This window comes from Streptomyces sp. TRM64462 (genome assembly GCF_013362995.1).
Lineage (GTDB): Bacteria > Actinomycetota > Actinomycetes > Streptomycetales > Streptomycetaceae > Streptomyces.
Genome location: NZ_JABWDV010000128.1, coordinates 1 through 20,396 on the forward strand (window position 1 = coordinate 1; position 20,396 = coordinate 20,396).

Here is a 20,396-nt window from a genome sequence, read left to right on the forward strand (position 1 = left end):
CCGGTGGTCCCGTGATGTGCGGGGCGTTGCGCCGAACGGCCGCGTCCTGGTGTCGGTCGCGCCCCGATCCGTTCATGGATGGTGAGGTACGCGTCCCTCTCCCCATCCCCAGGAACGAGGTCATCCATGGACAGCAGCCACTGGTACAGGCGGGCGGCGGCGACGCGCCGCCGGTCGTCACGCTGGCGCCGGCTCGTCGTCACGGCCGTGGCGCCGCTGCTGGCCCTGGCTGTCACCGCACCCGCCCAGGCTCAGGGCGTGTGGCTGACACTGCCGTCGATGCCCACGCCACGCGCCTTCGCGGCGACGGCGGCCGCGGACTGCCCCGTGGGGGTGGCGGGCACGTGCGTGTACTCCGTCGGCGGCAGGACGGAGGCCGGCGGCGAGGGCGTGAACACGGCGGAGGCGTACAGTCCCGCCCTCAACGCGTGGCTGACCCTGCCCGCGTTGCCGACCGCGCGCCTCAACGCCGGTGGTGCCACCGCGCCCTGCCCCGAGGGTGTGCCCGACTCCTGCGTGTACGTCGTCGGCGGGTTCGGCGGCGGCGCGACGCTCGACACCGTCGAGGCGTACAGCCCCGCCACCAACACCTGGCTGGACGTCCCCTCGATGCCGACCGCCCGCAATGCTCCCGGCGCCACGGCGGCCCCGTGCCCGGAGGCGGTCGACGGGCTGGAGGGGACCTGCGTGTACGCCATCGGCGGGATCGGCGGCGGCGTGTCGCTGGCCACGGTCGAGGCGTACAGCCCGGCCACCAACACCTGGGCGACCCTGCCGGACCTCCCCGGCTCCGGTGTCGGCATCGGGGCGGCCACGGCCCCCTGCCCGGTCGTCCTCACATCGCCGGGGACCTGCGTGTACGCGGTCGGCGGTCAGGGACAGGCCATCGTGCGGGCGTACAACCCGACCGTCAACGCCTGGCTGGACATCCCGGACCTGCCGACCGCCCGTCAGGCGGCGGCTACCGCGGCGCCCTGCCCCGACGGGGTCGAGAACGGGTGTGTGTACGCCCTCGACGGGTTCTCCTTCAGCGATCCCGCCGATGCCGCGGCGGCGACGGAGGCCTACAGCCCCGTCGCCAACACCTGGGCCACTCTGCCGGACCTGCCCACGCCCCGTACCGGCGTCGGGGCGGCTACCGCGCCCTGCCCGAAGGCGGCGAACAGCACCTGCGTGTACGCCGTCGGCGGCGGAATCGACCCCGACGGGACCGTGGAGGCGTTCGCCGTCGAGCGCCACGCCCCCGGTCGCGACCACGACGACGACCACGGTCACGACCACCGCGACGACCGCCGCGGCGGCGACCGCGGCTGACAGTCGCAGCCGCCCCGCCCGTGGTGGGGGCGGACGGCCGGGAGTTGTCCACAGGCTCCGCCGGATGTCGGCGGGGCGGAGCATGATGGACGGCATGACTGAGGCGAGCGACGTACAGACGAACGTGACCATGCCCGACTGGGAGAAGCGGTTCCGGGCGCCGCGCGTGTCCCTGCCCGAGTGGGCGCTGGACGCGCCGAGCCGGGCGCTGTTCGTGTCGAACGCGACCGGGACGTACGAGCTGTTCGCCTGGGACCGGGAGACCGGCGAGCAGCGGCAGGCGACGGACCGGCCGAACGGCACGACGGACGGTGTGCTGTCGCCGGACGGCGCGTGGATCTGGTGGTTCTCGGACACCGACGGTGACGAGTTCGGCGTGTGGATGCGCCAGCCGTTCGGAGGCGGGCCCGACGAGCCGGCGGCACCGGGCCTGGACCCGTCGTACCCGGCGGGCCTGGCGCTCGGGCGGGACGGCACGGCGGTGGTCGGCCGGTCCACGGAGGAGGTGGGCTCCACGATCCATGTGGTGCGGCCGGGCCGGGAGCCCGTGGAGATCTACCGGCACCGCGAGTCGGCCGGGGTCGGGGACCTGTCGCACGACGGGACGCTGCTGGCGATCGAGCACACCGAGCACGGTGACGCGATGCACTCCTCGCTGCGGGTGGTGCGGCCGGACGGGGCGGCGGTCGCGGAGCTCGACGACACCAAGGGCGGCACGGTGGAGCTGGGCCTCGCGGTGCTCGGCTTCGCCCCGGTGGACGGTGACCGGCGGCTGCTGGTGGGGCACCAGCGGCGCGGCCGGTGGGAGCCGCTGATCTGGGACGTCGGGACGGGCGATGAGACGGACCTGGACCTGGACCTGCCGGGCGACGTAAGCGCCGAGTGGTACCCGGACGGGTCCGGGCTGCTGATCGTGCACAGCTTCGAGGCGCGCAGCGAGCTGTGGCGGTACGACATCGCGTCGCGGAAGCTGGAGCGGATCGACACGCCGCCCGGGTCGGTGTCGGGCGCGACGGCACGCCCGGACGGGACGGTCGAGTACCTGTGGTCGTCGGCGGCGCTGGCGCCGGTGGTCCGCTCGACGTCCGGTGCGGTCGTCCTGGACCCGCCGGGGATGGTCGCGCCGCCGTCCGTGCCGGTGGAGGACGCGTGGGTGGAGGGTCCCGGCGGCCGTATCCACGCGCTGGTGATGCGGCCGGAGGGCGCGACAGGGCCGCTGCCGACGGTGTTCGATGTGCACGGCGGGCCGACCTGGCACTACAGCGACGCCTACGCGGCGGCGCCCGCGGCATGGGTGGACCACGGGTACGCGGTGGTGCGGGTCAACTACCGGGGCTCGACCGGGTACGGGCGGGCGTGGACGGACGCCCTGAAGCACCGGGTGGGGCTGATCGAGCTGGAGGACATCGCGGCGGTCCGCGACTGGGCGGTCTCCTCGGGGCTGGCGGACCCGGAGCGGCTGGTCCTGACGGGCGGCTCGTGGGGCGGCTACCTGACGCTGCTGGGGCTGGGCACGCAGCCCGACGCGTGGGCGGTCGGCATCGCGGACGTGCCGGTCGCGGACTACGTCACGGCGTACCACGACCAGATGGAGGCGCTGCGGGCGCTCGACCGGACGCTGTTCGGCGGGTCGCCGGAAGAGGTGCCGGAGCGGTTCCGGGCCTCGTCCCCGATCACGCACGTCGACGCGGTGCGGGCCCCGGTGTACATCGCGGCGGGCGTCAACGACCCGCGGTGCCCGATCCGGCAGATCGACAACTACGTGGACCGGCTCGCGGGCCGGGGCGCGGTGCACGAGGTGTACCGGTACGACGCGGGGCACGGGTCGCTGGTGGTGGAGGAGCGGATCAAGCAGCTGCGGCTGGAGCTGGACTTCGCCGCCCGGCACCTGGCCTCCGGGAACGGGACGGCGACGGGCTCGGCGACCAGGACGGCGACCGGCTCGGCGACCGGGACCCGGCCGGAAGGGGGGTGAGGACGTTCCGTACCTTTGAGGGGTGTACCGGTTCTTGCTGACGCCCCGCTGGTGGGGGATCAACGTCTTCGTGCTGCTGGCGATCCCGTTCTGCCTGTTCATGGGGACCTGGCAGCTGGGCAGGTTCGAGGACCGGGTCGACTCGCACCGGTCGGCGGAGCAGCGGCCATCGGCAGGCGCCGGCCGTGCCGCGGCGGTGCCGCTGGAGGAGCTGCTGCCCGTCGACAAGGAGACGTCCGGCCGCCTCGCGGAGGCCAGTGGGCGCTTCGGCAAGCAGTTCCTGGTGCCGGGGCGGGAGCTGGACGGGAAGACCGGCTCGTACGTGCTGACGCTGCTCCACACCGATGGGGGCAAGGCGCTGCCGGTGGTGCGGGGCTGGCTCCCGGCGGGCGGCGCGGCGCCAGCTCCGCCGGGTGGTGAGGTCACCGTGACCGGTGCGCTTCAGGCGTCCGAGAACGCCGGGTCGAACGGGGTGCGCGCGGCGGGCGGGCTTCCTGAGGGCCAGCTCGGGATCATCAGTGCGGCGTCGCTGGTGAACCTGGTGCCGGACGAGGTGTACGACGCGTGGATCACTGTCGTGGACTCGCCGTCCGGGCTGGTGCCGGTACCGGCGGCCGCGGCGGCCGGGACGGGGCTGGACCTCAAGGCGTTCCAGAACCTGGGGTACACGGGTGAGTGGTTCGCGTTCGCGGGGTTCGTGCTGTTCATGTGGTTCCGGTTGGCGCGGCGCGAGGCGGAGGCGGCGCGGGACCGGGAACTGGGCCTCCCGGCCCAGGACGCCCCGGAGGCCCGGGCCCGGGTCTGACGCGGGAGCGCCGGGGCGGCGCCGCTCCGGCGCCCGCACCCTTGCCGCGCCCGCCGGGGCGGAGCCGGTGGGCGGCCGTGGCGGGGCCGGCGGTTCTGTCTGCGGCCGACTCGGCGGGGCGGCTACGGGGTGCGGGTGGCTGTGGTCAGCCACATGCGGGCGGGGCCTACTCGGGTGGGGTCCGTGAGGGGTGGGACGGGGCGGTTGTGGGTGGTGGCCAGGGTGGACTGGGGGGTTGTCGTCGCCGTCCAGCCGTGGCCGGCCAGCCAGCCGCAGGGGTCTTCCACCGTGGAGCGCCAGTCGGCGCCCACGCGGCGGAGGCGGCTGTGGACGGCTCGGAGCTCGGGGAGCTCGGTGTAGGCCTGGTTGATGTGTTCCAGGGCCAGGTGGCTGCCCGGGGCCGACAGGGTGCCGATCGCGTGGAGCAGGCGGTCGTTCTCGGCGTGCGTCAGGTACATCATCAGGCCCTCGATCAGCCAGGCGGTCGGCCGCTCCGGGTCGAAGCCGGCCGAGAGGAGCGCGGACGGCCAGTCGTCGCGGAGGTCGGCCCTGACCGTGGTGCGGTCGCAGGCGGGGCGGGCGCGGTGCACTCCGAGTACGGCTTCCTTGAAGGCGAGCAGGCCCGGCAGGTCGATCTCGAAGAGGCGGAAGCCCGACGGCCACTCCAGGCGGAAGGCCCTGGTGTCCAGGCCGGCCGCCACGAGGACGGCCTGCCGGACGCCGGCGGCCGCGGCGGTGCGGAAGTAGTCGTCGAAGAAGCGGGTGCGCAGCACGAAGTGGCCCTGGTTGAGGCGGCCCGCCTCGGCGACCTGGATCCATCCGACGGCGTCGACGAAGGCCTGCGCGTACGGGTCGGAGAAGAGCCGGTCCTCGCGGGCGTGCTCGGTGGCGCGTGCCTGGGCGATGATGACGGCGGTCCGGCTGACGCCGCTGGTGGGGCGGGTTTCCGTGGTCATGGGTGGCTGCTCTCCAGGGTGGTGGCCATGGTCAGTTCGTACGTCTTGCGGTAGACGACGCGGTCGAAGGCCAGCCGCATGAAGGTGTCGCGGAGGCGGCACACGGCCGGGTTCTGCCAGCGGCTGAACACGCCGTTGGCGCGGGAGCGGCGGGCGATGGCGGCCGACCGGTCGATGCGGCGGGCCTCGTACGCGGCGAGGGCGGCGGACGGGTCGGCGGCGAGGCCGTCGGGCCCGGCCAGGCCGGCGGCGGCCAGGCACTGGGCCAGGACGACGGCGCCTTCCATGGCCTGGTTGGCGCCCTGGCCCAGGTTGAACGTCATGGGCTGCGCGGCGTCGCCGACGAGGGTGACCCTGCGGGTGCTCCAGCGGGCCACCGGGTCGCGGTCGTGGATGTCCACGGGCTGTATGCCGGAGTCGGGTGTGGCGCGGATCAGCTCGGGGATGGGGTCGGGCCAGTGTCCGAACGCCCGCAGCAGGGCCTCCCGTACGCCCAGCCCGAGGGCGTCCGCGCTGTCCCCGAGGCGGCGGGCGGCGCGGTCGTTCAGCACGGCGTCCCAGTACACGGACGTGTCGTCGAGGCGGTAGTGCACGAAGAAGCCGCCCTCGCCGAAGGTGTTGACGAAGACGCCGGGCGGGACGCGTTCGGGCGGCATGTCCACCATGCCCTGGCAGGCCGTCATTCCGGCGTACCGGGGCGGTGGCTCGCAGGGCATCAGCCGGCGGCGGACGGTCGAGCGCAGGCCGTCGGCGCCGATCAGGAGCGGTCCGCTGACCGTGCGGCCGCCGTCGAACCGTACGGTCACGCCGTCGGCGTCCTCCGTGAAGCCCGTGCAGCGGGCACCGAGGACCAGGTCGTCGCCGGTCAGGTCGCTGAGCATGCCGTGCAGGGCGGCGCGGCGCACGGTGTAGGCGGGTGCGCCGTAGCGGCGGGCGCCGTCGGCGACGGACCAGTCGGCGAGGCCGCCGCCGCGCCGGGACCGGAAGCGGTAGCGGTGCAGCTCGCTCGCGACGGCGTCCAGGTCCTTGTCGAGGCCGATCGAGCGCAGCGCGAGGACCGCGTTGTGCCAGACGACCAGGCCGTTCCCGGCGGCGGCCGCGCGCAGCGCGGGGGCGCGTTCGTACGCCTTCGCAGGGATGCCGGCGGCGCGCAGGGCGAGGACGGTCGTCAGGCCGGCGATGCCGCCGCCCAGAACGATGACCCGCTGTGCGTCGTGGTCGTGGTCCGCATGGTCGTCCGCCATCGCGTCTCGCCTCCTCCAGTGGTCCCCTCCGTACGGCGGTCCGAACGCTAGGCGCGGGGTGTGAGCGGCGTCTTCCCGCGCGCGGACGAACCCGGCGACCACCGGGCGGAGGAGGGACCCGCCGCACGGGGGAGGCGCCGGGCACGGGCGCGGAGGGCGCCCGGCACGGGCGGGGGAGGGCTCCTCCCGCGTGGGGAGGGCGAATCTCGCCCCGGCGCGGGAAGACCCGGACGGGATCCCGGAGGCAGGCTGACGACGTCACCCACCGGGGCCGAGGCTCAGGGGCGGGTTTTTCCCCTATCCCGCCCCTTCCCGAGCTGGGGGCTCCGCCCCCAGACCCCCGTATCGCGCCTGAATGGCGCTCGTCCTCAAACGCCGGACGGGCTGAAAGCAGCCCCGGCGCGGTCCGAACGTCGTCCCGTCTCGTGAGGAGAAGTTCTCGATGGAGCGTCACGCGATCTGCTTCAAGGTCAAGCCCGGCAGTGAGGAGACCGTCCGGGATCTGCTGGCCAACTACAGCCCGCCCGAGTGGACGACGCCCGACGGGGCCCGGCTGCTCGGGACGTCGGTCTTCATGCAGGACGGGCTCGTCGTCCGGTTCGTGGAGATCGACGGCAGCCTGCCACGCGTCATGGCGCATCTGGCCCGTCAGCCCGCCGTCCAGGAGCTGGAGCGCAAGCTGGACGAGTTCCTCGTCGAGCCCCGGGACATGAGCTCGCCGGACGGCGCCCGGGCGTTCTTCCAAAAGGCGCTGATGGACCACGTCACCACGCGCGTCGCCGTGTTCGAGGAGCAGGGCGCATGACGGGGCCGCGCACGTTCCTGGTCACCGGGGCCACCGGGCGGCTGGGCGAGGCGACCGTGCGGTGCCTCGCCGAGCGCGGTGACCGGCTGCTGCTGACCGGACGCAACCGGGCCCGCCTCGCCGAGATGGCGGCCACGCACGTGCGGTCCGGCACGGTGCGGACGCTGGAGGTCGACGCCACGCGGCCCGACGGGGCCCAGCACGCCGCCGCCGAGGCGGCCCGGCGGTTCGGCGGGCTCGACGGCCTGGTGCATCTCGTCGGGGCGTTCTCCGTCGGGCCCGTCATGCTCACGGACGCGGCCGCGTACGAGGACGTCATGCGGGCGAACTTCCTGTCCGCCGTCGTCGCCACGCAGGCCGTGCTCCCCCACCTCACCGAGGGCGGGCGCCTCGTGTACTTCGGCAGCCCGCTCGCCGGTGAGCCGCTGGCCGCGATGTCGTCGTACGCGGCGAGCAAGGCGGCCCTGGAGTCGTGGATGCGCTCGATGTCCCACGAGGTCAAGCAGCGCGGCATCCACGCCAACATGGTGTCGCTGACGCTGGTGGAGACGCCCGAGGTGCGCAAGGAGATGCCGCACCTCGACCCGTCGCTGACCGTCGAGGCCGAACTCGTCGGCCGGGCCGTACGGTTCCTCACCGGGCCCGAGTCGGACGGGATGTACGGGAGTGTGGTGCCCGTCGTCGGGAGGTTCGGGTTCAGCTCGGCGCTGGCCGGCGGTCCTCCCCCCGGGGCGGGTGGTCCGCGGTGAGCGACGCACCCCGCGGCCGTGTCGTCTTCCTGATCCGCGTACCCGCCGAACGCAGCCAGGAGTTCCTCGACGCCTACGAGAAGGTCCGGTACCTCGTGGCCGAGGGCGTACCCGGCCACGTCAAGGACCAGGTCTGCCGGTCCGCCACGGACCCCGAGCAGTGGCTCATCACCAGCGAGTGGCGGGACCTCGCCGACTTCGAGGCCTGGGAGCGGTCGCCGGACCACCGCGAGCTCGTCGGGCCGATGCGGGACTGCTTCACCGAGGCCCGCTCCCTGCGCTTCGTCATCCACACGTCCACCACAGCGACCACCTCAACGACCACCGGAGGTCAGAGATGACTACGACCAGTGCCGTCGCCGGCGAACTGACCGGCATGCTCACCGCCGTCGGGCTCGACCCGGACCTCGGCGACGCCGCCTTCGCCTCCTCCTTCGCGTCCCTGGACCTCGACTCCCTCGCCCGTGTCGAACTGGCCAGCCGCATCAAGGGCCGGTACGGCATCGACATCGAGGAGGAGATCACCCCGGAGAGCACCCCCGCGGACGTCGAGCGACTCATCACGGCGCGCGTCGGCGACCCCACGACCGCTACGACCGCCGCGTCCGCCGCGCCCACCACGGCCTGAGGAGGAACCACGTGATCGGCCACACCGACAACTTCATCGACATCGACGCACCGTTCGGCTTCGTCTGGGCCCGCACCAACGACCTGCGCGGCTGGCCCGACCTGTTCTCCGAGTACGCGAGCGTCGACATCCTGGAGGAGACGCCCTCCTCCGCGACCTTCCGCCTCACCATGCACCCCGACGACCAGGGCCGCGTGTGGTCCTGGGTGTCGGAGCGGCACTGGGACAAGGACGCCGGGCTCGTCCGGGCGCGGCGCGTCGAGACCGGTCCCTTCGAGTTCATGAACATCACGTGGACGTACGAGGAGCTCGGCCCCGACAGCACCCGGATGCGCTGGGTGCAGGACTTCCACATGAAGCCGGACGCGCCCGTCGACACGGCGGCCATGACCGACCACATCAACCGCAACAGCGCCGTCCAGATGCAGCTCATCAAGCAGCGCGTGGAGCGCGCACGCTGTCGCGTGGTCGGCATGGACGACGTGCCGTCCAACACGCGGCGCGGCGGTGACCTGCGGACGCTCCTCGCGCCGCCGAACGCCGGCACGTCCGCCGGGTTCTGCGGGGCGGTGCGCCTCGACCCGGGCGAGAAGGTGTCGGAGCACTACCACCCGTACTCCGAGGAGTACCTGTTCGTGGCGCGCGGCCACGTACGCGTCGACCTGGACGGCAAGCCCGTCGAGCTGCGCCCCGAGCAGGCGCTGCACATCCCGCGCAACGTACGGCACCGGCTGACGTGCACCGGCGACGAGCAGGCGCTGGTGGTCTTCCAGATCGGGCCCCTCGCGCCCGAGCCGCACCTCGGGCACGTCGACACGGAGCCGGGCCCGGGCGACGCCGTACAGCAGCCCCGGCAGCCGGAGGCTGAGCACGGAACCACGGACGCCGACGCCCTCGCCCCCTCGGGGGCACCCCGATGAGCGACGGCATACGCGGCGGCGTACGACGCGGCACACACGCCGCCCGGCCGCCTCGCCGGGCCGTCGTCACCGGCATCGGCGTCGTCGCGCCGGGCGGGGTCGGCCGGGAGCGGTTCTGGGAGCGGATCACGGGCGGCACGTCCGCGATCCGTACCATCACCGCGTTCGACCCGGCCCCGTTCCGGTCGCGGATCGCCGCCGAGTGCGACTTCGACCCGGCCGCGTGCGGGCTGACGCCCCGGGAGATCCGGCGTACGGACCGGTTCGCGCAGTTCGCGCTCGCCGCGGCGGCGGAGGCCGTCGACGACGCGGGCCTCGACCTCGACTCCGCCGCGGCCGACGCCGAGCGGACCGGGGTGACCCTGGGCTCCGCCGTCGGCGCGTCGATCACGCTGGAGGACGAGTACGTCGTCGCCAGCGACCACGCCCGCGAGTGGGAGGTCGACCCGCAGCACACCATGCCGTTCCTGTACCAGGCCCTCGTCCCGTCCAGCGCCGCCACCGAACTGGCCGTACGGTTCGGGGCGCACGGCCCGGCGGCCGTGGTGTCCACGGGCTGCACGTCCGGGATCGACGCCATCGGCCACGCCCTGCGGCTGATCGAGGACGGCGAGGCCGACGTGATGATCGCGGGCGCGTCGGACGCGCCGATCACGCCGATCACCGTGGCGTGCTTCGACGCCATCCGCGCGACCAGCCCGCTCAACGACGCGCCCGAGCAGGCGTCCCGCCCCTTCGACGCCGACCGCAAGGGCTTCGTGCTCGGCGAGGGCTGCGCCGTCCTCGTCGTCGAGGAGTACGCGCACGCCCGGGCGCGCGGCGCGCGGATCTACTGCGAGATCGCCGGGTACGCGGCCCGCGCCAACGGCTTCCACATGACAGGGCTGCGCCCGGACGGGTACGAGCTGGGCGAGGCGATCAAGGACGTCATGGCGCAGGCCCGGCTCACCACCGAGGATCTCGGCTACATCAGCGCCCACGGTTCGGGCACCCAGCAGAACGACCGGCACGAGACGGCGGCGTACCGGTACGCGCTCGGGGAGCCCGTACGGAAGGTGCCGATCAGCTCCATCAAGTCGGTCATCGGGCACTCGCTCGGCGCGATCGGCTCCATCGAGATGGCGGCCTGCGCGCTGGCCATCGACCGCGGGGTCGTCCCGCCCACGGCGAACCTCCACACGCCCGACCCGGAATGCGACCTGGACTACACACCACTGACGGCGCGCGAGCGCAGGGTCGAGCACGCGCTGTCGGTGGGGAGCGGCTTCGGCGGCTTCCAGTCGGCGATGGTGTTCTCCGCGCCGCGGAAGGAGGGCGCGGCGGCATGAGCGATACGGCACGCAGGAGCAGCGACGCGGCAGGCATGAGCAGCAGCGACGCGGCACGCAGGAGCGTGATCACCGGCATCGGTGTGGTCGCGCCGACCGGCATCGGCGTCACGGAGCACTGGAAGCGCTCGCTGGAGCGGCTCGGCAGGATCGCCCCGATCACCGGCTTCGCCACGGCGCAGCTCCCCTCGCCCCTCGCGGGCCAGGTGACCGGCTTCGAGGCGAACGCGTTCGTCGACAGCAAGCTGCGGGTGCAGACCGACAAGTGGACGTGGATGGCGCTGGCCGCCGGCCGGCTGGCGTTCGAGGACGCGGCGCTCGACCCGCACGGGCACGACCCGTTCGACCTGTCCGTGGTCACGGCGAGCGCGTCCGGCGGCAACGCCTTCGGGCAGCGCGAGATCCACAGCCTGTGGAAGGACGGCCCGGCCGCCGTCACCGCGTACCAGTCGATCGGCTGGTTCTACGCGGCGAGCAGCGGCCAGCTCTCCATCCGCGACCAGCTCAAGGGCGCCTGCGGGGTGCTCGTCGCGGACGGCGCGGGCGGCGTGGACGCCCTCGCGCAGGCCCGCCGGCTGATCGCCCGCGGGACGGGAGCGGTGCTGGTCGGCGGTACGGAGGCGCCGCTCTCGCCGTACGCGATGGCGTGCCAGGCGCGCCGGGCCACGCTCAGCCACGACCCGGACCCCGCCACCGCCTACCGCCCGTTCGCCCCGGACAGCACCGGGCACGTGCCGGGCGAGGGCGGCGCGCTGCTCGTCGTCGAGGACGCGGCGTGGGCGGAGCGGCGCGGCGCGCCCGACCCGTACGCGGAGGTGCTCGGTACGGCGTCGACGCACGACGCGCACCACCCGACGCGCCCGGCGCCGGACCACCGGCAGCTCGCGCGGGCGGTACGGGAGGCGATCGACCGGTCAGGGCTGACGCCGCACGACATCGACGTGGTGTTCGCGGACGCCGCCGGGGACCGGGAGCTGGACCGGCTGGAGCGGGACGCGCTCGTGGAGCTGTTCGGGCGGCGCGGCGTCCCGGTCGCGGTGCCCAAGACGGCCACGGGGCGGCTGTGTTCGGGCGGTGCGGCGCTGGACCTGGCGTGGGCGGCGCTCGCCCTCGCGCACGACACGATCCCGCCGTCGGTGAACCTGAAGGACCGGGCGGACGGCGCGCTGGACCTGGTGACCGCGCCCCGTGAAGCCGCGGGGCTGCGCCACGCGCTGGTCGTGGCCCGGGGTGAGGGCGGGTTCAACTCGGCCGCGGTGCTGGGGCTTCCGCCGTCGGGGCGGCGCGCGGACTGACCGGCGCTGCCGGGCCGACCGGCCGACCGGAGCCGAAGGGCCGTGAGTCCGAAGGGCCGTGAGTCCGAAGGGCCGTGAGTCCGAAGGGCCGTGAGGCTGAGCCTCGCGGCCCTTCGGCGTGCCTGCCCGCCCCACCCCCTCAGGACACGATGTCCTTCCTGTCGAACGTACGGAACGCCAGCGCCACCAGCACCACCGCGTACGCGCACGACAGGGACAGCCCCTGGGCCATCGCCGCCCACTCGACACGGGGCCGCAGCGCGTCCAGCCACGCGTACTGCCCGTGCGTCGGCAGGAAGTCGCGGGCCGCGCCGAGCGCCGTCACCGCGTCCAGGATGGCCGACACGATGGACAGGCCCACAGCGCCGCCGACCGCGCCCAGCGGCGCGTCCGTCACCGTCGACAGCCAGAACGCCAGCGCGGCGACCGTCAGCAGACTGCCGTACGCGTACGCCGCGACCAGCGCCATCCTGCCCAGCACCTCCGTCGCCGGCATCGTGCCGCCGCCCGGCAGCGTCACCTCGCCCCAGCCGTGCACGGCGGTGCCCGCGGCGAGCGAGACGCCGAGGAGCAGCACCACGGCGAGCGCGCTGTAGCCCAGGGCCACGACGAGCTTGCTCCACAGCAGCCGGGCCCGCGGCACCGGCGCCGCCAGCAGATAGCGGAGCGACGACCAGCCGGCCTCCGACGCCACCGTGTCGCCGCAGAACAGCGCGACCACCACCGGCAGCAGGAACCCGATGGACGCGAACAGCACGAACGCGGCGAAGTTCGGGCCCGACGCGGTCGCGACGGTGACCAGGGCGGGACTGCCGCCGTCGTCGTCGGTGGGTGTCCCGCCCACGGCGAACGCCACGAGCAGCACCAGCGGCAGGGCCACCACCAGGCCCAGCGCCACGAGCGTGCGGCGGCGCCGGAGCTGCCGCAGCGCCTCCACGCGCAGGGACAGGGCCCGCCCGGGGCGATAGCCGGCGGCGGCCTCGCCGGAACCGGAATCCGTACGAGCGGTCGTAGTCGTCGTGGTCATCGCTCTCCTCCTCCGATCAGGGTCAGGAACGCGTCCTCCAGCCGCCGGTACGGTCCGATCCGCTCCACGGGGACCTCCATGCGTACGAGCTCCACGACCAGTTCCGCCGCGCTCATCGCGGTGAGCCGCACCAGCAGGCCCTCGTCGACCGCCCGCGCCGTGCCCACACCGGGCAGGCCCGCGACCTTCGCGGCCAGGGCGGCGTCGACCGGGTGCGGGGTGGCGACGAGCAGGTGGTCGTCGTCGCCGGTGATCTCGCCGACCGGCCCGGACGCGACGAGCCGGCCGCGGTCCATGACGACCAGGTGGGTGCAGCACTGCTCGACCTCGGCCAGCAGATGGCTGGACACGATGACGGTGCGGCCGGTCGCCGCGTACCGCGTGAGGACGTCCCGCATCTCGCGGATCTGGCCGGGGTCGAGGCCGTTGGTCGGCTCGTCGAGGACCAGCAGGTCGGGCAGGCCCAGCATGGCCTGGGCGATGGCGAGGCGCTGCCGCATGCCCTGCGAGTAGGTGCGTACGGGCCGGTCGAGCGCGGTGCCGAGCGCGGCGATCTCCAGGGCCTGCTCGCGGTGCGCGTCGGCGGCGGGGCGGCCGGTGGCGCGCCAGTACAGGTCGAGGTTCTGCCGCCCGGTGAGATGCGGCAGGAAGCCCGGCCCTTCAACGAAGGACCCGAGCCGCGACAGGACGGGAGCCCCGGGGCGTACGGCCCGCCCGAAGATCCTCAACTCGCCGGCGTCCGGCCGCACGAGCCCCATCAGCATCCGCAGCGTCGTCGTCTTCCCGGCCCCGTTGGGCCCGAGCAGCCCCAGCACCTGCCCCCGCTCGACGGTGAACGACAACTCCCGCACGGCGTAGGCGTCACCACCTCCGGCGTACCGCTTGGTCAACCCGCTGACCCGCAACGGCACTTCGTCACCCACGTCACCGGAGCCGGCCGCCCGCACCCCTCCCCCGGCCGCCCCCGCCCGCCCGCGCGTCACCCACAACGCCGCCGCCACCAGCACCGCCACCCCCGGCAGCGCCCACGTCCACCACGGCACCGTCGCACCGTCCGTGACGGCGAGCTCCGGGACGCTGGGAAGCGTCAGAGCGCCCGCCCGCACCCGGTACACAGCGGGCTCCGCGGGCGACGCGAAGCCCAGGTCCGTGCTGGACAGCACCACCCGCACCCGATGCCCCGCATCGAACCGGTGGTCCACCGCCGGAAGCCGGACCCGGCTCGTGGCGCCGCCCGCCACCGAGACGGGCGCGGCCAGTTGCCGCGGCATCGTGCCCCGCCCGTCCGGCGCGACGTCGTACAGCTTGGCGAACAGCACCGCGCGGCCCTCCGCCCGCACCGTCAGGTCCACGGCCGCCGCGCCCGTCACATGGAGCGGCGCCTTCAGCGGGGCGCTGGTGAACGCGACGGAACCGCCCGGCGCCTGCCACGCCGCGCCCAGGTCGAACCGCCCCGCCAGCGCGGACAGCCCCGGCGTACCGCCGAGCCCCGGCAGCCCCGTGAGGCCCGGCGGCGTACCGCCCGCCGGGTTGACGAGGGTCCGCTCGCCGCCGTCCAGCGCCACCGTCGTCCGCGACGTCCCGCCGAGCCCCGGGTACCGCGCGGCCGTGGCGCCCCGCAGCGTGACCTCGCCGGACTCGGTGCCGGCCCCGCCGGTGCGGGTCACCCGGAAGGCCGGCCCGCCACCGCCCGCACCGCCCGCACCGCCCCCACCGCCCTTCAGGTGCGCGTCGAACCACGCCACCGTCCGCTCATGGATCCGCCCCGCCTCGTCGCCGCCCCCGTCGTGCCCGCCCGCGGCCCAGTCCACCGCCACGGGCGCGCCGTTGGCCGCGACCGCGCGGGCGATGGCGTCGCCCTGGTCGAGCGGGAACAGCGAGTCGGTCTGCCCCTGCACCACCAGCGTCGGTACGGCGATCCCCGGCCCGTACGCGGCCGGGCTCCGCCCCCGCAGCAGCGCGCGCGTCGCCGGGTCGGCCCGCCCCGCGACGGCCGACCGCTGGAACGCGACGCACACCTCGGGCGTGAACCGCCCGCACCGCGGGTCGCGCGGATCGGTCAGGCCGCGGCTGAAGAAGATCCCGGCCCACAGCTTCTTGAACACGCCCTGCGGGAACAGCGCCTGCTCCAGGTCCCAGTACGTGATCGAGGGCACGATCGCGTCGACGCGCCGGTCCTGCGCGGCGGCCAGCAGGCTCACCGCCCCGCCGTAGGAGCCGCCCGCCATGCCGACGACCGGGTCGCCGGCGCCGTCCTTGCGGACCTCGGGCCGCGCGGCCAGCCAGTCGACGAGCCGCCGCACGTCGGCGACCTCCCCGTCCGCCGCGTTCAGCCCGATCCGCCCGCCGGACGCGCCGAACCCGCGTGCCGAGTACGTCAGGACGGCGTACCCGGCGCGGGCGAGCCGCTCGGCCTGCTCCCGCTCGCTGTCCTTGGTCCCGCCGAACCCGTGCGCGAGGATCACGGCCGGACGGTCACCACCGCCCGCCAGGTAGTAGGACGTGTCGAGCCGTACCCCGCCGGCCCCGGTCAGGAACCGCTCCTGCCGCTCCACGGCCACCGGGTCACCGGCCGCCGTGGCCGTCCAGGTGAGGAGCCCGCCGACGAGGGCGAGCGCGCCGCCGACGGCCGCCCACCGCCTTCTCCGTAACCACTGCCGTGCAGTCATGTCTCTCCATCTCCTGGTACGAGGTACGAGGTACGAGGCAAGGGGGTGCCGTGGCGACGGGCCGGACGCCCGTCACCTGCGGTGATACGTGATACGAGGACTAGTTGTCGTCGTGCGGAGCGTGCAGCGGCAGCAGCACGCGGAACACCGCGCCCCGCCCCGGTGTCGCGTCGGCCTCCGCCGTGCCGCCGTGGGCCTGGGCGACGGCGGCGACGATGGCCAGCCCGAGCCCGGCGCCCTGGCCCGCGTCGCCTCGGGTACGCGACGCGTCCGCGCGGTAGAAGCGTTCGAAGACCCGCCGGGCCTGCTCCTCGTCGAGCCCCGGCCCGTCGTCCGCGACCTCGACGACGGCCCATCCGCTGCCACCGCCCCCGCCTCCGTCGCCGCCCCCGCCCCCGCCGCCCTCCCGGGTGGCGACCCGCACCCGGGCCTCCGTGCCGTCCGGGGTGTGGCGCCGTACGTTGGCGAGCAGGTTGTTCAGGATCTGCCGCAGCCGGTCCGCGTCGCCCCGCACGACGACCGGCCGCCCGTTCACGGCCGACGTGTCGAGCAGCAGCGGCCGTTCCGGGGCGAGGACCCGCGCGTCGTCCACGGCGTCGGCGGCGAGCGCGCCGATGTCGACGGCTTCCGTGGTCAGCGGCAGGCCCTGGTCCAGCTTGGCCAGCAGCAGCAGTTCCTCGACCAGGGCGCCCATCCGGCGGGCCTCCGACTCGATCCTGGCCATGGCCCGCGCCAGGTCCTCGGGCCGGTCGGCGGCGCCCCGCCGGAACAGTTCGGCGTAGCCCCGGATGGTGGCCAGGGGCGTACGGAGTTCGTGGGAGGCGTCCGCGACGAAGCGACGCAGCCGTTCCTCGGAGCGGCCGCGCTCGGCGAACGCCGACTCGATCTGGCCGAGCATGGCGTTGAGCGCCGCGCCGAGCCGCCCCACCTCGGTGCGCGGCGGCGCGGCCGGCACGCGCCGGGTCAGGTCGCCGTCGCCGATGGCCGCGGCGGTGGCGGCGATGGACTCCAGGGGCCGCAGGCCGCGCCGTACCGCCCGCCAGGACAGCAGCGTCACGGCGGCCAGCGCGGCCGCCGTGGACGTACCGGCGACGATGGCGGTGCGCTGCACCAGCTCGTCCGCGACGGCGGTGCGCATGCCGACGACGAGCATGCCGTCGGGCAGCGCGGAGGAGTGCAGCAGCCAGTCGCCCTGCCCGTCCGTGCCCGGCACGTGGTGGAAGGAGCCGTTCCCGGGGTCTCCGGCCGCCGCCTGGTCGGGCCACAGCGCGGACGGCAGCGTGCGCGGCAGCGCGGGGCGTCCGCCGAAGTCGGCGGTGTCGCGCACCAGGCCGTCCCGGGTGCGGAGCTGGAAGAACGACGGCACGTCGCCCTTCGCGGCGGACGCCCGCCAGACGCCCGCCAGCCGCCCATCGACGGGAAGCTCAAGCCGCGCCCCCGCGCCCCCCGCCCCCGCGAGTTCGCCGTGCAGCTCCCGGGCCGCCGCCGCCAGCACGTCGTCGCTCTGGTCCTGCCGCCAGTCCTGGAGCGCCCCGAACGTGGCGCCCACCGACAGGGCCATGCCCAGCGCGAGCAGCCCGGCCAGCACCAGCACGAGACGCGTCCGCAGCGTCATCGGTCCCGCACCCGCAGCACGTAGCCGATCCGGGGCACGGTCTGGATCAGCGCCGGCTCGTACGCGTCGATCTTCCGGCGCAGATACGAGATGTACGTCTGGACGACCGCGTCGCTGCCGCCGAAGTCGTACTCCCAGACATGGTCCAGGATCTGACGCTTCGACAGGACACGGCCCGCGTGCGCCACCAGGTAGCGGAGCAGCTTGAACTCGGTCGGTGTGAGGTCGATCCGCTCGCCGTGCCGCCGCACCTCGTACGCCTCGTCGTCGATCTCCAGGTCCGCGAAGCCCAGCCTGGTGCGCTCATCGGGGCGCGCCGTGCGCCGCAGCACCGCGCGGATGCGGGCGACGAGCTCCTCCAGGCTGAACGGCTTCGTGACGTAGTCGTCGCCGCCCACCGTCAGCCCCGCGATCTTGTCCTCGTGGGCGTCACGGGCCGTCAGGAACACCACGGGCGCGTCGAATCCGGCGCGCCGCAGCTCCCGGGTCGTGTCGATCCCGGAGCCGTCCGGCAGCATCACGTCCATCACGACGAGGTGCGGGCTGAACGTCCCGACCTGTTCGGCGGCGGCACGGCCCGTACCGGCCACCGCCGTCTCGAAGCCCTCGTAGCGCAGGGCGGTGGCGACCAGGTCCGCCAGATAGCTCTCGTCATCGACCACCAGGACACGCAGCGTCGTTGAGTTCACCCCGCCAGTGTGACCCGGACGGACCGCCGTGCGAGGGGGTCGACGGCGATTGACAGAGATCTCTCAGAACGCTCCCCGAGCCGCCGAAGAACGGTCTGGTGCCCTGGAAGCATGGAGAAACTCTGCAGCTTCGTCCTCGGACGGAAGCGACTCGTGCGGATGCTCGTCATCCTGCTGCTGCTCGCCGGCGGCGGCGCGATCGGCCTGTTGATCCCCAACATGGACGAGCGCAACGCCTACCCGGGGCTGCCCGGCTACGAGGCGAACCAGCAGATCATGAAAACCTACGGAAACGGGGGCTACGAGCGGCCGTTCGTCCCCGTCGTCACCCTGCCGGAGGGGCAGCGGGCCGACAGCCCGGAGTCCCGCGCGGCGCTCGGCCGGGCCTTCGACGCGGCCGCCGAGAAGATCGACGCGCGCGTCGCCTCGTACGCGAACACCGGCGACCCGGCGTTCGTCGGGAAGGACGGGCGCACCACGTTCGGCCTGGTCTTCGGCGGCCCGGTCGAGCAGGGCGGCCTGCCGGGCAGCGCGCTCGGCGAGGCCCCGGCGTACGGCCCGGTCATCGCGGACGCGATGCGCGACGCGCTGCCGCCGGGCTCCGAGGTCCGGGTCACCGGCCTGGACACCCTCGCCACCGGCGCGGACCAGGGCGGCCTGAACGTGCCGGTGAAGCTGGTCGTCACCATCGGCGCGGCGATCGTCGTGCTGCTGTACGTGTTCCGCTCCGCCCTCGCGTTCGTGCCGCTGCTGACGGCGCTGGTGGCGGTGCCCGTGTCGTTCCTCGGGCTGCTGGCCGTCAGCCCGTTCATCGCGGTGCACGAGACGACGGTCATCATGCTGCCGCTGTTCGGCGTCGGCATCGCCATCGACTACGCGCTGATCCTCGTCACGCGCTGGCGGGAGGAGGAGGCGAAGGGCCACCACGGCGACGACGCGGTGCGCCGCGCCATGGCGACGTCCGGGCACGCGATCGTGTTCTCGGCGGGGGCGGTCGCGATCGGCCTGGTGACAATGGTGCTGCTGCCGATTCCGCTGCTCCGCAGCCTGGGCGTCGGCGGCATGATGGTGACGGCGGCGAGCGCCCTGGTGTCGCTGACCCTGCTGCCGCTGCTGCTGAGCGCGTCCGGCCGGCGGATGGAGAAGCGCCGCGCGGCGGGGCGCGGTGAGCGGCCCGGGCTCGAACGGGAGGCGTCCGCGGGGCGGTTCTGGACGGGCCTGGCCCGGAACGTGGTGCGGTTCCGGTGGCTGACGGCGCTGGGCAGCGGCGCGGTGCTTCTGGCGCTCGCGGTGGCGTCGTTCGGGCTGAACCTGTCGGTGCCGACGACGGACCGGCTCGCCGATGCGGGCGCGGGCCGCGCGGGCCTCACGGCGCTGACGGACGGCGGGGTCCCGTCGGGTGCGCTGACGTCGTTCGACGTGTACGTGCCGCGGGGCACCGACCCGGCCCGGGTGGCGGAGACGCTGCGCGGCACGGACGGTGTGTACGCGGTCGCTGCGCCCGCGGACGGCGCGTGGCGGCAGGACGGTTCGGCGGTGCTGACGGTGCTGCCGCGCGACGAGGGCGGCTCGACGGCGGGCGAGGAGACCATCGCCCGGGTCGTGGACGCGGTCCCGGACGGCACGCTGGTCGGCGGCAACGTGACCCAGCAGCTCGACTACGTGGACGTCACGTACACGGCGTTCCCGTGGATGCTGGCGGCGTTGTCGCTGGTGACGTTCGTGATGCTGGCGCGGGCGTTCCGGTCGCTGCTGCTGCCGCTGAAGGCGATCCTGCTGAACCTGCTGTCGCTGGGCGCGGTGCTGGGCGCGATGGTCGTGCTGTGGCAGTGGGGCTGGGGCACGGAGGCGGTGCTCGGCATCCAGCCGGACGGCTCGATCGGCACGTTCGTGCCGGTGACCATCTTCGCGTTCCTGTTCGGGCTCTCGATGGACTACGAGGTGTTCATCCTGTCCCGGATGCGCGAGGAGTACGACCGTACGGGCTCCACGCGCGAGGCCGTCGTGGCCGGTGTGGGGCGCACGGGGCGCCTGGTGACGTGTGCGGCGCTGATCCTGTTCTGCTCGTTCGCGTCGATGGCGGCGGGCGGCGAACTGGACGTGTCGATCTTCGCGTCGGGTATCGCGCTGGGCATCCTCATCGACGCGACGCTGATCCGGGGCCTGCTGGTGCCGGCGACGGTCGCGATGATGGGCCGCTGGAACTGGTGGCTGCCCGGCTGGGCGGCCCGTGTCCTGCGCGTGGAGCCCTCGCCGGTACGGCGCGAGGCGCCGGGTGCGGAACCCGGCGAGCCTGCTCGGGCGGCGGCCGAACCGGAGCCGGTGGGCGGCGCGGGCGCGGGACGCTCCTGACGGCGACGGCGACGGCGCGGCGGTC

The 20,396-nt window shown here is 74.5% G+C and carries 17 protein-coding genes; 11 read left to right on the forward strand and 6 right to left on the reverse strand.

The features are described 5' to 3' along the window. Positions 1-126: 126 nt before the first annotated feature. The 3 genes from HTZ82_RS05985 (at position 127) to HTZ82_RS05995 (ending at position 4,094) form a co-directional block, all read left to right on the forward strand. A complete protein-coding gene (locus HTZ82_RS05985) occupies positions 127-1,314 on the forward strand; it encodes a kelch repeat-containing protein (RefSeq protein WP_175408224.1) in 1,188 nt (395 codons plus the stop codon). 85 nt (positions 1,315-1,399) lie between these two features. Continuing rightward, positions 1,400-3,289, forward strand: coding sequence for a prolyl oligopeptidase family serine peptidase (locus HTZ82_RS05990; RefSeq protein ID WP_375540787.1), 1,890 nt, complete (start codon positions 1,400-1,402; stop codon positions 3,287-3,289). A gap of 22 nt (positions 3,290-3,311) precedes the next feature. Further along, on the forward strand, positions 3,312-4,094 hold the full coding sequence (locus tag HTZ82_RS05995) for an SURF1 family protein (RefSeq protein WP_175408226.1): 783 nt from the start codon (positions 3,312-3,314) through the stop codon (positions 4,092-4,094). 122 nt (positions 4,095-4,216) lie between these two features. On the opposite strand, the gene HTZ82_RS06000 is transcribed toward HTZ82_RS05995, so the two are convergent. Together HTZ82_RS06000 and HTZ82_RS06005 are read right to left on the reverse strand one after the other, a co-directional pair. Beyond that, complete coding sequence (locus HTZ82_RS06000; RefSeq protein WP_175408227.1) at positions 4,217-5,050, reverse strand: SAM-dependent methyltransferase; 834 nt, start codon at positions 5,048-5,050, stop codon at positions 4,217-4,219. Further along, complete coding sequence (locus tag HTZ82_RS06005; protein ID WP_175408228.1) at positions 5,047-6,294, reverse strand: FAD-dependent monooxygenase; 1,248 nt, start codon at positions 6,292-6,294, stop codon at positions 5,047-5,049. Before HTZ82_RS06005 ends, HTZ82_RS06000 begins: the two co-directional genes overlap by 4 nt. A gap of 442 nt (positions 6,295-6,736) precedes the next feature. Between HTZ82_RS06005 and HTZ82_RS06010 the strand changes: the two genes are divergently transcribed. Genes HTZ82_RS06010 through HTZ82_RS06040 form a run of 7 tightly spaced genes read left to right on the forward strand, consistent with a single transcriptional unit; the run spans position 6,737 to position 12,019 of the window. Next, a complete protein-coding gene (locus HTZ82_RS06010; RefSeq protein ID WP_175408229.1) occupies positions 6,737-7,099 on the forward strand; it encodes a SchA/CurD-like domain-containing protein in 363 nt (120 codons plus the stop codon). Next, positions 7,096-7,848: an SDR family oxidoreductase gene (locus tag HTZ82_RS06015; protein ID WP_175408230.1), complete on the forward strand. Its 753-nt coding sequence runs from the start codon at positions 7,096-7,098 to the stop codon at positions 7,846-7,848. Before HTZ82_RS06010 ends, HTZ82_RS06015 begins: the two co-directional genes overlap by 4 nt. Beyond that, positions 7,845-8,189, forward strand: a complete 345-nt coding sequence (locus HTZ82_RS06020; RefSeq protein WP_175408231.1) for an antibiotic biosynthesis monooxygenase family protein — start codon at positions 7,845-7,847, stop codon at positions 8,187-8,189. The genes HTZ82_RS06015 and HTZ82_RS06020 overlap by 4 nt, the downstream gene beginning before the upstream one ends. Then, positions 8,186-8,476 carry a phosphopantetheine-binding protein gene (locus HTZ82_RS06025; RefSeq protein WP_175408232.1) on the forward strand — a complete coding sequence of 97 codons (291 nt, stop codon included), beginning with the start codon at positions 8,186-8,188 and terminating at the stop codon, positions 8,474-8,476. The genes HTZ82_RS06020 and HTZ82_RS06025 overlap by 4 nt, the downstream gene beginning before the upstream one ends. 11 nt (positions 8,477-8,487) lie before the next feature. Further along, positions 8,488-9,396: a cupin domain-containing protein gene (locus tag HTZ82_RS06030; protein ID WP_175408233.1), complete on the forward strand. Its 909-nt coding sequence runs from the start codon at positions 8,488-8,490 to the stop codon at positions 9,394-9,396. Continuing rightward, positions 9,393-10,724, forward strand: a complete 1,332-nt coding sequence (locus HTZ82_RS06035; RefSeq protein ID WP_175408234.1) for a beta-ketoacyl synthase — start codon at positions 9,393-9,395, stop codon at positions 10,722-10,724. Before HTZ82_RS06030 ends, HTZ82_RS06035 begins: the two co-directional genes overlap by 4 nt. Continuing rightward, positions 10,721-12,019: a beta-ketoacyl synthase N-terminal-like domain-containing protein gene (locus tag HTZ82_RS06040; RefSeq protein WP_175408235.1), complete on the forward strand. Its 1,299-nt coding sequence runs from the start codon at positions 10,721-10,723 to the stop codon at positions 12,017-12,019. The genes HTZ82_RS06035 and HTZ82_RS06040 overlap by 4 nt, the downstream gene beginning before the upstream one ends. Positions 12,020-12,158: 139 nt before the next feature. Here the strand turns inward: HTZ82_RS06040 and HTZ82_RS06045 are convergent, their stop codons facing one another. The 4 genes from HTZ82_RS06045 to HTZ82_RS06060 all read right to left on the reverse strand — a co-directional run bounded on the left by HTZ82_RS06045 (position 12,159) and on the right by HTZ82_RS06060 (position 18,019). Next, entirely contained in the window at positions 12,159-13,046 is an 888-nt protein-coding gene (locus tag HTZ82_RS06045; RefSeq protein WP_175408236.1) for an ABC transporter permease, read from the reverse strand. After that, positions 13,043-15,715, reverse strand: coding sequence for an alpha/beta fold hydrolase (locus HTZ82_RS06050; protein ID WP_175408237.1), 2,673 nt, complete (start codon positions 15,713-15,715; stop codon positions 13,043-13,045). The genes HTZ82_RS06045 and HTZ82_RS06050 overlap by 4 nt, the downstream gene beginning before the upstream one ends. A gap of 100 nt (positions 15,716-15,815) precedes the next feature. Beyond that, positions 15,816-17,330, reverse strand: coding sequence for a cell wall metabolism sensor histidine kinase WalK (locus tag HTZ82_RS06055; RefSeq protein WP_217623718.1), 1,515 nt, complete (start codon positions 17,328-17,330; stop codon positions 15,816-15,818). Beyond that, complete coding sequence (locus HTZ82_RS06060; protein WP_175408238.1) at positions 17,327-18,019, reverse strand: response regulator transcription factor; 693 nt, start codon at positions 18,017-18,019, stop codon at positions 17,327-17,329. The genes HTZ82_RS06055 and HTZ82_RS06060 overlap by 4 nt, the downstream gene beginning before the upstream one ends. A 111-nt stretch (positions 18,020-18,130) precedes the next feature. Here HTZ82_RS06060 and HTZ82_RS06065 point away from each other — a divergent pair, with 111 nt between their 5' ends. Then, positions 18,131-20,371 carry an MMPL family transporter gene (locus tag HTZ82_RS06065; RefSeq protein WP_175408239.1) on the forward strand — a complete coding sequence of 747 codons (2,241 nt, stop codon included), beginning with the start codon at positions 18,131-18,133 and terminating at the stop codon, positions 20,369-20,371. Positions 20,372-20,396: the final 25 nt, after the last annotated feature.

Coding starts and splice junctions, on each gene's coding strand:
- HTZ82_RS06010 (WP_175408229.1), top strand. CDS start 6,737: ATGGAGCGTCACGCGATCTGCTTCAAGGTCAAGCCCGGCAGTGAGGAG.
- HTZ82_RS06035 (WP_175408234.1), top strand. CDS start 9,393: ATGAGCGACGGCATACGCGGCGGCGTACGACGCGGCACACACGCCGCC.
- HTZ82_RS06050 (WP_175408237.1), bottom strand. CDS start 15,715: ATGACTGCACGGCAGTGGTTACGGAGAAGGCGGTGGGCGGCCGTCGGC.
- HTZ82_RS06045 (WP_175408236.1), bottom strand. CDS start 13,046: ATGACCACGACGACTACGACCGCTCGTACGGATTCCGGTTCCGGCGAG.
- HTZ82_RS06065 (WP_175408239.1), top strand. CDS start 18,131: ATGGAGAAACTCTGCAGCTTCGTCCTCGGACGGAAGCGACTCGTGCGG.
- HTZ82_RS05985 (WP_175408224.1), top strand. CDS start 127: ATGGACAGCAGCCACTGGTACAGGCGGGCGGCGGCGACGCGCCGCCGG.
- HTZ82_RS05990 (WP_375540787.1), top strand. CDS start 1,400: ATGGACGGCATGACTGAGGCGAGCGACGTACAGACGAACGTGACCATG.
- HTZ82_RS06005 (WP_175408228.1), bottom strand. CDS start 6,294: ATGGCGGACGACCATGCGGACCACGACCACGACGCACAGCGGGTCATC.
- HTZ82_RS06000 (WP_175408227.1), bottom strand. CDS start 5,050: ATGACCACGGAAACCCGCCCCACCAGCGGCGTCAGCCGGACCGCCGTC.
- HTZ82_RS06015 (WP_175408230.1), top strand. CDS start 7,096: ATGACGGGGCCGCGCACGTTCCTGGTCACCGGGGCCACCGGGCGGCTG.
- HTZ82_RS06025 (WP_175408232.1), top strand. CDS start 8,186: ATGACTACGACCAGTGCCGTCGCCGGCGAACTGACCGGCATGCTCACC.
- HTZ82_RS06040 (WP_175408235.1), top strand. CDS start 10,721: ATGAGCGATACGGCACGCAGGAGCAGCGACGCGGCAGGCATGAGCAGC.
- HTZ82_RS06055 (WP_217623718.1), bottom strand. CDS start 17,330: ATGACGCTGCGGACGCGTCTCGTGCTGGTGCTGGCCGGGCTGCTCGCG.